Source organism: Sagittula sp. SSi028 (assembly GCF_048553715.1).
Lineage (GTDB): Bacteria > Pseudomonadota > Alphaproteobacteria > Rhodobacterales > Rhodobacteraceae > Sagittula.
In genome coordinates, this window is sequence record NZ_JBLZNC010000020.1 from 1 (window position 1) to 13,673 (window position 13,673).

The following is a 13,673-nucleotide window of genomic DNA, read 5'->3' on the forward strand; positions in this document are numbered from 1 at the left end:
GTGGGTGTTATATTTGTGTTAGAATCTGTGTTACGCGGCTTCAAAACAGGCGTAGATCTTTGAAAAATAAAAGATTTCTTTGGCCGCCGGTAACTGATAACACGAATATTGGTAACTGAAATCCTGCTTTTGGTAACCGATAACACGAATCTTGACTTCGGTAACTAAAACCACGAATGTCGACTTATGGTAACTGATAACACGAATACCCTTGCCCCGCTCCTGCCGGATCGTCATCCGCAGCATGATCTGTTCATTTGTGATGTGGCGGACGCTGTCCTGAAGGACGTGATGCAACACATGGAGCATCCGTTCTATTCACTCTCAAAGAAGCCTGAGACGACGGTCAAGCGCTATGAGAATGGCGACAAGTGGCTGCAGATTACGCCGAGTGTGAAGGGTCTGGCGACGATCTACGACAAGGACATTCTGATCTACTGTATCAGTCAGATCATGGCGAAGCTGAAGGAGGGCGAAGCCGTTTCGCCCCGGGTCCGGATTAACTCGAGAGAGCTGCTGATCTTCACTAACCGGGGTACAAGTGGCCGGGAATACCAGTCCCTGCTCGATGCCCTTGATCGCCTCGAAGGGACGAGGATCAGGACAAACATTGTCACAGGCGATGAAGAGCAAGTCGATGGCTTTGGCCTGATCGACGCTTCCTCGATCCGCCGAAAGCACGGTTTGGACGGGCGTCTCTTATGGTGTGAAGTGAAACTGTCAGACTGGGTTTTCAACGCAATCCGAAACGAAGAGGTACTGACCCTCCACCGGGATTACTTCCGTCTGCGCAAGCCCATTGAAAGACGGGTGTACGAGATCGCTCGGAAGCATTGCGGGCAGCAGAAAACCTGGCGCATCACGTTGGCTAAGTTGCTGCTTAAGACCGGGTCGCAAAGCCCCCAGAAGCGCTTTCGGCAGATGATCCGTCAGCTCACAGAGCATGACCATTTGCCGGATTACCACGTAACCTTTGAGGATGAAGCCGACATGGTGGTGTTCACCAATCGCGGCACGATGTCTCCTGCCCAGCTTGTTGAAGGCAGCATTCCACCGCTCCAGTCCGACACCTACGAAGAAGCGCGCCATGCAGCGCCCGGTTGGGACGTTCGTTTTCTGGAGCGAGAGTGGCGCGACTGGTGTGTTGAGCCGCCCCGCAACGCCGACCGCGCTTTCATTGGATTCTGCCGAAAATGGTTCGAGAAGCGAGGTAGACCTTGAGGTTAAAAACCGGTTACAGAAATAAAATCGGTAAGCGATATAATTCCGGTTTTGGATTTAATTCCGGTGTGAGATATAAAACCGATAACAACTAAGTGGCAGGATCGAGCAATGCCCGTCATCGTTATGGCAAGCCCCAAAGGTGGGGTTGGAAAATCGACATGCGCCGTTCTTCTGGCGTCCGAGTTCGCCCGCATGGGCGCGGACGTCACGGTGCTTGACTGTGACCCGAACAAGTCTCTTACCCGGTGGGCATCTCATGGCGCACCTTCCGGTGTGACCTTGAAGAGCGATGTTGGCCGTTCAGAGATCGTTCCAACCATCCGGAACGCGGACGGTGACGGCAAGATCGTCATTGTGGACCTGGAAGGCGTTGCGTCCCAGCTTGTCAGCCGCGCCATCTCCCAGGCGGATTTGGTGATTGTCCCAATGCAGCCGACAGCGCTGGACGCGGAGATCGGGTCCGAAGCGTTGGCGTTGGTTCGCGAAGAGGAAGAAGCGCTTGGGCGGTCAATCCGTCATGCTGTGGTGCTGACCAAGACCAGCGCAGCCGTCAAAAGCCGCGTGCAGAAGGAACTCGAAGCACAGCTCAGCGGGGCAGGGATCGACGTGATCGAACCGTCCTTGGTGGCGCGCGCGGCGTTCTCGGAACTATTCGCCTATGGAGCCGATCTGACAGCAATGATGAATGACCCGAAGATGGTCACGGGCGGCAAGGTAGATAAGGCGTTGGCAAACGCTCAGGCATTCACGGAGGCTGTATATGAGCGGCTCAAATAGACTTGCTGGACTCAAGGCCCGCCCGAAAGGGACAACCGTTGAAGATGTTAGACGTGTGGACGAAGTTGGAGAGGCGAGGGGGTTTCTCGACCGGACGCCACGTAAGAAGCCTGGACGCAAGCCTAGTCCCCGCACTTATCAGTTGCACCCGAAGGTGTTCCCTAAAGTTGGGGAGGGCATCGCGACTGAGGCTGAGCGACTTGGAATTACACAAGGGCAGCTCATAGAAAATATGTGGCAAATCTACCTGGAGAGAGCCCAATGAATAAGCAGATGACTCACTCTATAGACGAGAGCGTTAAAGTCCCGTTGAACAAAGTTATGTTGCAAGACTGCCTTGAGGGTATGCGGGCGCTACCCGATAATTCCTTCGACGTGGCCATCGCTGACCCTCCGTATAACGTCAGCAAAGGAGGCAACTGGTCTTGGGATAGCAGCAAGGATTTACCGGGATTTGGCGGTAGCTGGAACAAGGTGATGGCTGAGTGGGATAATATGCCGCTTGCGCAATACTTAGATTTTTCAATGGCATGGCTGGCCGAAGTTAAGCGTTTGATAAAACCAACGGGATCTATCTGGGTTCATGGTACTTATCATAATATAGGCATTACAAATGTTGCCATGCAGCTACTTGAGGTTGAAATAATCAACGAGGTGATTTGGTACAAAAGAAATAGCTTTCCGAACCTCTCTGGCCGCCGTTTAACCGCAAGCCACGAGTCTGTTTTATGGGCGCATACCGGTACAGCGAAGTCTCGAAAATATCACTTCAATTATGAAGATACCAAGGAGCTTGAGTTTGCTGGCGACCTGATGAAGGCTGCCGGGAAACAAATGAGAACTGTTTGGGATGTGCCTAATAATAAAGCAAAATCTGAACTGGCTCATGGGAAACACCCGACTCAAAAACCACTTCGTTTGAGCAAGCGCCTACTAACTGTTTCGGCTCCGCCAGACGCAAAAATTCTAGTTCCGTTTGCAGGAGCCGGGACAGAATGTGTAGCAGCAAAAGAGATGGGCTTTGACTTTCTTGGCTTTGAAACTGATGCAGAGTTTGTAGCTCTCTCACAACGTCGCTTAGATGCTGTGGAGCCTTCCTTAAATGTCTGACATCGCAACAAAAGCACTCTTCCAGTTTCGTGACGCGGAAAATATTCCGTCAGCCATTAAGTGGACTGGCAGCAAACGCTCGCAAGCATGCAGGATCGCACAGCTAGCTCCAAGTTTTGAACGCTATATAGAGCCTTTTTTGGGGGGAGGGGCCATCATGTTTTTGGCTGCTCATCCAGGTGCCGTCGGTAGCGATATTTACAAGCCACTGGTGGAACTTTGGCAAACAATTCGAGATGAGCCTGACACACTAATAGGACAGTATGAACAACAGTGGTTAGAGCTTAATGCAGAGCTGGATGGGATAGATTCATCGACAATGACTCGAGGCAACGGTGTGCCATCAGTTTTTTACCAAGCCAGAGATAGGTTCAATAAATCCCCAAATCCCATTGATCTGAATTTTCTTATGCGGACGTGCGTCAATGGAATTGTTCGGTTTAATGATCGTGGCGAGTTCAATAACTCCTTCCACCTGTCTCGTAGGGGTATGCAACCAAACCGCTTCGGCAAAGCAGTTAAGACTTGGAGTCGTGTACTTCAGGGAGTTCACCTAGTTTGTCGAGACTATCGTGACGTTTTGCAAGATACGAAAAGAGGCGATTTTGTATACTTTGATCCGCCGTATGCTGGAAACAAACAACGTTATGCAGAATCTCTAACCCCTGAAGAACTCTTCCAAGAGTTGGAAAAACTCAATGTTAAAGGGGTGAAATGGGCGTTATCGTACGACGGGACACGTGGTGATTTAGACCTAACTCACGATGTCCCAAAGGACTTATTCAAAGTCAGACACTTTATTCACAGCGGAAACTCGACAGTAAAAAAGGTACTTAGTGGCAAAGTCGAACGCGTGGAAGAAACCCTATACCTAAATTACTAGATCGCTCTTGAGATTGAAATAATATCGGATTCCACGGCGCTTTTGATTATGTAGTCTGCTACTATTTTACCAAGCTTTGTGGAGCAGTATATTTTTATATCACAGTTGAGGCCGGTGGCTTCAAAATTAACAGCAAATATTAGATCAGTCTCCGAGCGGTTAACAGCGTCCAAAGTTTGTTCTTCAGTGGTGTATATGAAAGCACCCGCAGAAGCATACCGATAACCGTCCAGCGTGACGAGATGCTGAGAATGCTGCCATGCCGTCGTTGAGGTTGCTCGTTCGACATTGGCAGGTGTCGCAAAAAGATAGTGTAGGTATGCGGTGAGCCGAGGTCCGATGTTGTCCTCTAACCCTTTTCCTCCCGCTGGAAGTTCCTTCGACTCAATCGAAAGAATGATGTCAGGTGATAGGCTCTTGTCGGTTATTTGAAATACATGATCCGGTCTTTTCTTATCTGCTCCGCTGACACGGGGAAGGGACAACCAGCGATACTCTGTACCGCCATCTGGGCTGACAATAGAAACACCACTCCAGTCACCACCAGGGGGGTTACACATGCCTTCAAAAATGTTTGGCCCTGATAACTGCGAAAGTAACAAGTGAAGTGCTGTGTCTACATCGTTTTCACCGAGCTTGTTCGGGGCTGGCTGGACAAGAAACGGATCAATCTTGAGCGTTGGCAAATCCCCGACCCACTCTGACCGTAGATAGCCTTTCTTTGAAACATTATCGGTAGAAGCATCTACAAGGAGTGCGTCAGATGTTTCCATGATTGCTTCCCAAAGCCCGTTTCGATCGGCCAAGACACCTGGTCGTTTGACAAGCGTACTCCAGGTTGAAGGAGGGGCAGGGCCGTACACAACTGTCATCATCTCATGCTGCTCGCCAATCAGCATGCGGGTCAAAGGTGGTAGGCCACGGTCTGGACGTGCATCATCGCCACCCGGCTTGAAACCCATCACCCAACAAATTGCCAAGGGTTTCTCAGACTCTAGGAAAGTCGCGAATTTAGCGTCTAGTTCTGGAAATAGAGCACCAACTTCTACTGAAAACGCTTTGCGCGCTTTAGCGCTAATAATGCACATAGGTAATTTTGTGCTAGTTAACCCGACGCCATACTTTTTTCCCAGTTGCATCAGGGCTTTAGACCGCTCAGTCAGTGCAGAGATATATGCGGTTTTTGCCCAATTTTGCTTAACGGTATCAGTAAGAAAGCCAGATACACCGATAGGCTGCTCAACTCGATCAAAGGCAATTTGCCATTGATCGCTGCTAAGGGTTTCACCTTGTCGCGATGCACTAGCTCTTTTTTTGACAAATGATAGAACCTTAGCCTGTAATCGCTCGAATATATCAGCATCATCCTGCCCAGTGAGATGGGCGCGGACCAGTTGAACTAACTCATCATCAGCAAACTCATCTGCGTAGTGCTGACGTGATGCCTCATCAGCACCTGGCGCAGTAATGAAGATTGGAAAAACTGGCGTATCGCGCTCTATCGAAAATGATAAATAACTAAAAGGCACGGCAGGGTTAGGCAGTCTCGCAGCCTTACGGTTACGGTCGGCGTCAAGTTCGAACCCACCCAGTTCGGATATGTAGAGATACGGCACCTTGGCCGCTCCAAAAGAAAAGGCGCGGCCACTTCGTTGCCACGCTTGGTTTCCGGCAGGCAAAGCGCCGCAAAACTCAATCGCGAATAGTGGGTTTTCAGCGCCACTTTCCACGGCGGTCACGATAACATCTGCCGCTTCCCGCAAAACACCACCGCGATCCCTTATAGAATTGAGGATATCGTGATCCCAGCGACCAAAGCCAGGGAAAAATGTGATTACAAGAGGCTTCTCAGAGCCACGTATCTCCAGTTCATAGCGCGGGCAGGCAACTGAAGAATTTGGCCAAGATATATTGAGAAGATCGTGTCCGAGCGCCTGAGTAATCAGGCTTAGTGCCCGCTCACATTCGACAATATTATCTCCATGCACATGTATGCTTTCAAATGGCACAACACTTTTAGCTTCAATCAACCTATTAAATCCCGTGCATTTACACCTAAGGCATGGGCAATCCTATCCAAATTTTCGATTGTGATATTACGCTCACTCCGCTCTACAGAGCCGATATAAGTCCGATGCAAGCCGCACAAGTCTGCAAGCTCCTCCTGAGACAAGGCATTGCTTTGACGGATTTTTCGTATGTTTAGCGCTACACGTTCGCGGATTCCTACCATTCGGCGAAACTGTCAGAATGATGACAATAAATCGACAGACTATAAGTAGCATTGTTTTGTTGATTGTTGACCGCACTCTGAGTAGGTCACAGAAATTAGACGCGACGCACTGTACGCTCGCTGACCTTAAACAATCGTGCAATCTCTGTGGCCGGCCGGTGTTCTTCGTCCCTCATGCGGCACACCTCGGCCTTCTGGGCAGTTGTGAGAGCTGGAGGCCTGCCACCAATTCGGCCACGCTTGCGAGCTGCCGCCAAACCTTCGCGTGTTCGTTCTGAAATACGCTCGCGCTCAAACTGAGCGATGGAAGCGAAGACGTGAAACACAAGACGGCCAGCCGGCGTCGTCGTGTCGATATCTTCGGCCAGAGACCGGAAGCCGGCACCACGTTCCCGGATTGCTTCTACGATCTCCAGGAGGTCCTTCAGAGACCGAGCCAGACGATCATACTTGGTGACCGTCACAACGTCACCGTCGCGGAGCTGCTCCAGCATTCTGTCCAGTTCCGGGCGCGCGCGCCTCGATCCGCTGATCTTGTCGGCGAAAACCTTCTCGGCACCGGCTGCCGAGAGGGCATCCGTCTGTGAATCCAGGCTTTGGTCGTCAGTGCTGACGCGGGCATATCCGATGATCATGCTTCACTGTGACAAAAACCTGCCAAAACTGCAAAGGTTTTGCCGGGGGGTTTTGTCACAGCTAAGCGGTTGATCTTGAGTGGGGTAGGGTGCGCGGCCAAAAACGACCGTTTTCTCCCATATGGGAAAAGCAATCCAAATAAACGATTATCTCCACCGAATCTTATCATGATCAATGCTTTGTAGAACACGCCCCAACAAACTTTTTTCATTTGTGATATGTATAATCAAGTGATCCATGCTTCTCGTAAGGGGAATCATTAACCAGTTCAAAGCATAGACACGTCGCTCGGCTGCTAGTTTTTCTTCAAAAGCTGCCTTCGAGAAAAGAAACCCCAAATCGGCTTTCAGATCATCGCGCAACCCCTCAATGTCGATATCCGGCTTGGCGGTGACATAATCATAAAACTGGTCCAACCCCATGCACAGGGTCGTCCAACCCTCCATGCCACGACAGCTTTCGTACAGCACGGTGCGCAGCTGGCTCTGGCGGCGAGGATACTCACGATTCTGGCGCGTCTTCCTATCGTAGCCACACCAATAATCACCCTTTATCTGTTCCGCAGCCCGCTCAAACAACTTAGGATAGTTTACTCCAGCTGTCGCCCCCTTATGCGGAAGACACATCAACGCATCCACGGGCTTCATATTTGACTGCGCTGCCAAATCTTCCCCTAGCAGTTCAAAAGCGCGCTGGATCGCACGATATGGATGCGGTTCCACAAGAACGGTAAGACGCCCCCCAGTCATAGCCTGGTCTGGTTCAACATCCCAATTCGGCACCTCCAGCGCGCGTGCAAGGTCAGTTATCGTGTCGCAAGTCGCTGCCTTGGTGCGCCTAGATGTGCGCAGAGGTACGATCCGGTTCTTAGCGACATCCCCGCGATCCCAGTCGCAACGCGACAGATCGACGAACTGATCCACTCCATCAGCCACGATAACACGATCGGGCCCAAAAACGTCATACATCAGATCGCGATGATCAGTGCTCCAATCTTGACCTTCATCAACGAGGAGATAGTCATAGGGGGGCGGGAAATTTTTTCGGTATTTGCTAATGTCTGACCAAGTCTTCGCATTTTCCGGGCGTTGATTACAATGGCATTGCTTTCCAGCGGCATTGTTAGCGCAGCACGGTATCGCTTCTTTCAAAAATGAACTACTCCAACGTAAGGCGCGAAGGAATATGTCTTCACGCTTACCCAGATCGACATATAGCTTGTTGACTACGCTTACAGCCTCAATACCGAAGGCCAAGGAAAACAACGTCTCCATTAGCGTCCAACGTGTCTCCACATTGGGTACGGGAGAAATATCACGATGATGATCGCGAATGATCTCCATAGCGCGGGACATATCAGATATCAGGCCGTGATTATACGTCACGATCCGCGTTCGTTCTCCCTTTCTGGCCAGATGGATGGCCATCTGGATCAGTGCAAAGGTCTTTCCGGTACCGGCGCGACCACGAAACATCAAAAGTCCACTACCTAAGTTTCGAACATAGGCTTGTCTATCTGCGTCAAACCGTTTTTGGGTCAGCGCATTCATTCGTTCCATATCTAGCCGGGTCGGTGCTACTTTGTCCGTTAAAGCTTTTACTAAAGTATCATAGCTGTGGTAATGAGAATCTCGGTCTTCTGGAACTAGGGTCTGAACCCTTTGCAGCGTAGAATTCTCCTCAAAACCTTCGATTAATCGCGCCCAAGTCAAATCCGCAAGAACGATTCTTGATCTTCCATTGGGTAGTTCCGGCAGGGAACCCGAAGGAACACGAGGTAGCCATAGAACAGATTGCACATACGTTTTTTTGCGCCGTGCCTTGCCTGAATATGAAAACTCTTGAAAGCCTTTTAGTGCCCAAACCTGCGCATCCGCCTGAGAAGTCGCATTATGCCATCCATCATTATATTTTACCTCCAAATGCGTACCATGAATCTGAACATCGTCCGGAGAGTGATTTTTGACCTCGACGCATGCTACGAAAGAGTGAACCGGAATACCTGAAGTAGTACGAAACATCTCTTTTACTGGTCTAGTATCCTCGAACACCAAAACGCAGTCGATCTCACGACCTTTCGTGAAAACCTGTGGAACAATGGCAAGCCGTATTTTTGGATCATTCAAGTTTGGTGCGCTGACTTCCAAAATACGTTTTAAACGCTCTGCGTTCACACACTCCGAGGTTTTCTCGGGGCCAAGTATTTCAACCGTCATTTCATTCTGCCTTTACCCGCAAATTATTATTATATTTCATAGTCAACGACTCTAAGGCGTAACTTTCCGGTTCCGCTAAAGTCAACACACTGATCCATCGTTTTCGATAAGCAGTGCGCAGCGGCACAACTAACACATCGTCTACGCGACTATTCGGGGAGAAGATCAAGCGTATTTGGGTTCCCTCCGATGATTTTTCCGACTGGACGGTCGTGATTGGCCTTTGCGCTGGTGATAACAAGTCACGACATTACCTGCGGCGTCGACAATCGCTCTCACCTTGGTCGCAGCTGCAATCATCTCCCCATCAAGGCCAGCGGCTGTCAGGTACCGGACGATCCGTCGTGACAAGATGTACTCCTCACAATCATGCCGCGCCTTGACCCGTGTCCCATGCAGAAGGACAAGTTCGAGACTGTCTTGCCGAATACTCCGTTGGGCCATACGCGTTGCCGCATGGTTGCTGAGGACGAAAGACGCGTCTGCACTCACCGCCATCATGCCCACTCCTCCTCGAACTGCTTTTTGAGCTTAGAGCGGTGTCTCTGGAGCTCTTCAAAGCGGCGATAGATAGGATCGTCGTCCGGCAAAAGCCCTGCAATTTCACCGGCTTCAAGGGCCGCAGCTTTGCGGCTCGAATACTCAGAAAGCGTATCCTCGTTGAGATGCAGATCTTCCTGGAACGGGTTCACCCAGCTTTGAACACGGTCATCACCCGTATACCTCTCAGGGTACCAACCTTCTTCATGGCAATGCTTCGCCACGAGGTCATCATACTCCGCAGCCATTTCTGGGTGGCGTTCAGCATAGAACGCGCGCCAGACTTTTAGCTTTTTGAGGCCTTCTTTTCTCTGAGTTTCTATGCCCTGTTCGTGGGCTTTTCGAATGGCTTCCGCAAGCTCTTCGACCGAGCGCCCATTACCCTTGGTTTCGTTGACCTGCTGAACAACCGAGGATAGCCGGATACGTCCTTTCGAGATGGCCTCAGCTAGCTGTGGCTCGCCCCCAGAGAGAAGCTCTACGTAATCAACGTCTGATATATACCCCGCCGCACTTGGGGGCACTTCAGCTGCAGCCTTCACAAACCACTTGGTGTCGACATGGTTAGAAATCTGCGCCGACAGTCGAATGATTGCTTCGTAGAATAGATTGCGCGATGTTTCGGTCCTTGGGCAGGACGTCTCAATTCCGAAACACTTTTTTAGCTTGATAGCCTGATCCCCGAGCTTCCTATCCTCATCCAGACGCGGGTCGGAGAGGCCGTTTTCAATGGCAAGGTAAGCAACTTCGGCATCTTGTTCCGGCACTTTCAGTGCATGTCCAGCGACAATGGAAAAGAGAACGGGGGCCAGTTCCATGATCTGCTTCTGGCTGACCCCATAACGCCAACGCATGAGCTCGTAGGCATTATGAGACGCAGTAGACACATGCGCCTGGATGGATACTTCTCCCAAGCCGATATCAGCAAAAAACGGGTCAAAATCCTGCGGCTTGCAATGCAGAGCACGCGCGATCGCTTCCAAGTCTTTTGGCTTCGGAGGATTGGTCCCCGCCAACCAGCGACTCACAGTTCGCTTGTGCCTTAGGCACCCCTGTTTCTTAAGGTCTTCAACGAGTTCATCGCGCGTCTTGTTTTCTTCCTTGAGTTTCTTCTTGAGAAGTTCTGCCTTGAACGCCATCGGTGCTTCCTTTGCATCTATGGCCCCAATATTAATGCCATTATCTTCTATAGCAATTTGGCACTTTTTGTCCTTCCCCCTATAAAAACCGCGATTTTTCGAGAAAACCGCGGCTAACTTGAGCTCATTTGACAAAATTAGTGCCAAAATCACGCTGCCGAACATCTCATGTTGAGCAGATTCGAGAAACCAAAGAAGAAGCTGCTAGCATTTAATGCTGCCTCCAAACATGTTTTTGGGAAGGTGAAGTCAGATCCGATGATGTGGCTCGGTGTCATCCATGACCTGCTCGAAGCTCACATGCACGTACACTCTTGGACAAGGCCATGGGGGATTAGGACATGGAGCGGTATTGCTGAGCGATCAAGGATAGAGATGCAAGCGGAGCGGGGTTTCGAAAGGGGCGGCAGTCCCTTCGGCTTGGGGTTTCGAAAGGGGAGCGCAGCACTCCCCTTCGCCTGCTCGGCATAAAACGAACCCCGCAGGGGTGAGGTTATGCCTAGTAGGTTCTGCCATCGCGCACCTCAGCCGCTTAGGCAGCCAAAAACGCGCGTCATTTTTCCTTTTGGATTTTCGCTGGCTTCCGCGAGTCTCGGCGCATGAAAGATTACGTCGACATATCGCTCGAGCGCCCCTCCAAGTCACTGCACGCTGACACGACCGCCCGTGACGCCAACCCGCGTGCGGTCTCTGTTCGGATCGAAGCACGCTCCATGTCGCAGGCCAAGGGCACGCGGCGGCATGACTTTCGCATCGGCACGCCGCCTGCATATGTGGATGCCAATCGCATCGCCCTGAACCGTACGGTGATCCCAATGCGGCCTTTGTTCGAGATCCGTGATGAGAATGCTGAACTGCGCAAGAGGGCAGGGCGTGTGCGCGCTATGAAATCGAACGCAGCAGTCATCACGTCTGGCATTATCACCTTTGGGCGCGAGGCTGCGGGTATGTTCGAAAGCTTGGATACGCATCAGCAGGACGCAGCGTTTGCGGCTTTGACCGGCGAGATCGCGGATCGCCTGAACACGCGGGTCGAGTCCCTTGTGGTGCATCTCGACGAGACCACGATCCACGCTCATTTCGCCTTACGGGCTTATACTGACAACGGCGAAGCGGTGAGCGCCGCCACGCAGGCCGGGACCACCGCACACCTGCAAGACATTGCGACAGAGGTGATGCAGCAGTTCCACCCCGGCATTGAGCGGGGTCATCGCAAGCGCGCACGCTTGGCGGCAGGGGCGCACTACGCCGAGACCCTACATCGCAGCGTCCGCGAGCTGCATCAGGATCTGCCGGATGAACTGGATGCGCTGCGTGGCCAACGCGAGGGCTTGGCCGATGACGTTCAATCCATACGAGCGGAATTGGAAGCGCACCAATCAGAGCTGGATGCGCTGGAGCAATCCGCTGCGAAAACGCGCGGACATTTAGCGAAACTGGCCGCCAAGGCGGAGCTATCGGAAAAAGAGGAAAAACGGCGGCGCACCTACGCCGCGCGATTGGAGAAAAAAGAACAGGATATCGCGGCAGCCGAGGCGACTTTAGTCGCGCGGACCCGCAAGCTACAGGCGGCGCAAGCAGCCGCCATAGAACGGGGCGAGGCGGTAAAGCGGGCTGAAGCGGCGCTAGCCCGAAAAGAAGCGACCTTGGTCGAGGCTCAATCGGCGGTAAAGACCGAAACCAAGCGTTTGGTGACCCTGTCGGGTACGATAAATCAGCAGAAGAAGGAACTGACAGCGGCAGAGGTGAAGCTGGCGGAGGAAACCCTCAAAGTGCAGGATAACGGAAAGATCACTTTGAAGGACCCTCAGCCGTTGCGCGACGCCCCAAAGCCGCTTCTGGACCGCCTCATGCCTGCAATTTTCAAGATCGTCCGCAAACGGCATGAGGTCGAAGTGAAGGCGGGGTTCGTCGATGCCATGATGCAACGTGTTCGCAGGTTCCTTGGCCGTGAAGACTTGCCGCCGGAGGTGGTAGCAGAGGCCGATGATTTGTCGAGCAATTGGGATATAGATGTTTGATTCCACGGTTTGATGGTGAAATCATTCTGGGCGATCAGCACCACGACACCATGCGAGTGTGTTTCGATATTCCAAAAGCCTAGCTTCTGTTCGCGGCGTGGAAAACTATGACCTTGCGTGATGCGGATACCGGCAAGTTGGAACACTCGGCGGTCGAGCAATAAAAACTCGACGATAAGGCCATCTGGGACTCCATGCGGCGGCGGGTCCGTCCATACCTCTATCGCCTCCTGGGCAACGAGCTGCACGCCAGCTTGCACCATGTTTGTCATGGCACGGATGGGATGTTTTGGACTGGCGAATACGAAGCCCCTGACGAACCGGAAGATCCGAAAAGCCTTTTTTAAACAAACGCGGGGTAGCTGTCAATCGGCACCGAATTTTGCATGCCTGTTCACACATTGTCGGCGCGACCATCGACGGCAGGATCGGCGACACTCTGACCCGCGTTGGCGAGATGGCCGCTGATCTGCTTCGGGCATCCAACCACACGCAAGAAGTTCTTAGGAAAGCTGACGAGGCCAAGTCAGATACCATGCGCCAGCTTTGGGAACGGGAACAGAAGCTGGATCGCTTCAAAAGCCGTCTTCCATGGTTCGGTCTGGGTGCTGTCGTTCTTGCGCTTGTCCTGACGGTGACGCTTCCTCGTTTCTTAGCAAGCAACGCTTCCATGTGCGCCGTCCTTGGAGCGTCCTGGACGACAACAACCACGGGTGTCGATGCCTGTGTGTTCTACCAACGGTGAGCGGTGAAGTGCTGATGGTGACCGGTCTGCTTGAGAAGGTGGGTGTTATATTTGTGTTAGAATCTGTGTTACGCGGCTTCAAAACAGGCGTAGATCTTTGAAAAATAAAAGATTTCTTTGGCCGCCGGTAACTGATAACACGAATATTG

The 13,673-nt window shown here is 51.8% G+C and carries 11 protein-coding genes; 6 read left to right on the forward strand and 5 right to left on the reverse strand.

The features are described from left to right. Window positions 1-186: 186 nt before the first annotated feature. The 4 genes from ACN5AZ_RS18070 to ACN5AZ_RS18085 all read left to right on the forward strand — a co-directional run bounded on the left by ACN5AZ_RS18070 (window position 187) and on the right by ACN5AZ_RS18085 (window position 3,994). Window positions 187-1,221, forward strand: coding sequence for a replication initiator protein A (locus ACN5AZ_RS18070; protein WP_419430303.1), 1,035 nt, complete (start codon window positions 187-189; stop codon window positions 1,219-1,221). Window positions 1,222-1,332: 111 nt separating this feature from the next. Further along, entirely contained in the window at window positions 1,333-2,001 is a 669-nt protein-coding gene (locus tag ACN5AZ_RS18075) for a ParA family protein (RefSeq protein ID WP_419430304.1), read from the forward strand. Between the two features lie 261 nt (window positions 2,002-2,262). Further along, entirely contained in the window at window positions 2,263-3,111 is an 849-nt protein-coding gene (locus ACN5AZ_RS18080) for a DNA-methyltransferase (protein WP_419430305.1), read from the forward strand. After that, entirely contained in the window at window positions 3,104-3,994 is an 891-nt protein-coding gene (locus ACN5AZ_RS18085; protein ID WP_419430306.1) for a DNA adenine methylase, read from the forward strand. Before ACN5AZ_RS18080 ends, ACN5AZ_RS18085 begins: the two co-directional genes overlap by 8 nt. Here ACN5AZ_RS18085 and ACN5AZ_RS18090 read toward each other — a convergent pair. From ACN5AZ_RS18090 to ACN5AZ_RS18110, 5 genes are all read right to left on the reverse strand, one after another. Beyond that, on the reverse strand, window positions 3,991-6,024 hold the full coding sequence (locus ACN5AZ_RS18090; protein WP_419430307.1) for a hypothetical protein: 2,034 nt from the start codon (window positions 6,022-6,024) through the stop codon (window positions 3,991-3,993). The genes ACN5AZ_RS18085 and ACN5AZ_RS18090 overlap by 4 nt on opposite strands. Then, entirely contained in the window at window positions 6,021-6,227 is a 207-nt protein-coding gene (locus tag ACN5AZ_RS18095) for a helix-turn-helix domain-containing protein (protein ID WP_419430308.1), read from the reverse strand. Before ACN5AZ_RS18095 ends, ACN5AZ_RS18090 begins: the two co-directional genes overlap by 4 nt. 95 nt (window positions 6,228-6,322) lie before the next feature. Then, window positions 6,323-6,862 (reverse strand): recombinase family protein, encoded by a 540-nt coding sequence (locus ACN5AZ_RS18100; RefSeq protein WP_419430309.1) that lies wholly within the window; start codon window positions 6,860-6,862, stop codon window positions 6,323-6,325. Between the two features lie 147 nt (window positions 6,863-7,009). Then, on the reverse strand, window positions 7,010-9,079 hold the full coding sequence (locus ACN5AZ_RS18105) for a hypothetical protein (protein ID WP_419430310.1): 2,070 nt from the start codon (window positions 9,077-9,079) through the stop codon (window positions 7,010-7,012). 497 nt (window positions 9,080-9,576) lie between these two features. After that, window positions 9,577-10,923 carry a helix-turn-helix domain-containing protein gene (locus ACN5AZ_RS18110; RefSeq protein ID WP_419430311.1) on the reverse strand — a complete coding sequence of 449 codons (1,347 nt, stop codon included), beginning with the start codon at window positions 10,921-10,923 and terminating at the stop codon, window positions 9,577-9,579. Window positions 10,924-11,357: 434 nt separating this feature from the next. Here ACN5AZ_RS18110 and ACN5AZ_RS18115 point away from each other — a divergent pair, with 434 nt between their 5' ends. Together ACN5AZ_RS18115 and ACN5AZ_RS18120 are read left to right on the forward strand one after the other, a co-directional pair. Next, window positions 11,358-12,779 (forward strand): plasmid recombination protein, encoded by a 1,422-nt coding sequence (locus ACN5AZ_RS18115; RefSeq protein WP_419430312.1) that lies wholly within the window; start codon window positions 11,358-11,360, stop codon window positions 12,777-12,779. Between the two features lie 457 nt (window positions 12,780-13,236). Next, window positions 13,237-13,524 (forward strand): hypothetical protein, encoded by a 288-nt coding sequence (locus tag ACN5AZ_RS18120; RefSeq protein ID WP_419430313.1) that lies wholly within the window; start codon window positions 13,237-13,239, stop codon window positions 13,522-13,524. Window positions 13,525-13,673: the final 149 nt, after the last annotated feature.

Bases quoted from the DNA above. Each gene is read 5' to 3' on its own strand.
- ACN5AZ_RS18070 (WP_419430303.1), top strand. From the start codon at position 187: ATGGTAACTGATAACACGAATACCCTTGCCCCGCTCCTGCCGGATCGT.
- ACN5AZ_RS18110 (WP_419430311.1), bottom strand. From the start codon at position 10,923: ATGTTCGGCAGCGTGATTTTGGCACTAATTTTGTCAAATGAGCTCAAG.
- ACN5AZ_RS18080 (WP_419430305.1), top strand. From the start codon at position 2,263: ATGAATAAGCAGATGACTCACTCTATAGACGAGAGCGTTAAAGTCCCG.
- ACN5AZ_RS18100 (WP_419430309.1), bottom strand. From the start codon at position 6,862: ATGATCATCGGATATGCCCGCGTCAGCACTGACGACCAAAGCCTGGAT.
- ACN5AZ_RS18105 (WP_419430310.1), bottom strand. From the start codon at position 9,079: ATGACGGTTGAAATACTTGGCCCCGAGAAAACCTCGGAGTGTGTGAAC.
- ACN5AZ_RS18085 (WP_419430306.1), top strand. From the start codon at position 3,104: ATGTCTGACATCGCAACAAAAGCACTCTTCCAGTTTCGTGACGCGGAA.
- ACN5AZ_RS18095 (WP_419430308.1), bottom strand. From the start codon at position 6,227: ATGGTAGGAATCCGCGAACGTGTAGCGCTAAACATACGAAAAATCCGT.
- ACN5AZ_RS18120 (WP_419430313.1), top strand. From the start codon at position 13,237: ATGGCCGCTGATCTGCTTCGGGCATCCAACCACACGCAAGAAGTTCTT.
- ACN5AZ_RS18075 (WP_419430304.1), top strand. From the start codon at position 1,333: ATGCCCGTCATCGTTATGGCAAGCCCCAAAGGTGGGGTTGGAAAATCG.
- ACN5AZ_RS18115 (WP_419430312.1), top strand. From the start codon at position 11,358: ATGAAAGATTACGTCGACATATCGCTCGAGCGCCCCTCCAAGTCACTG.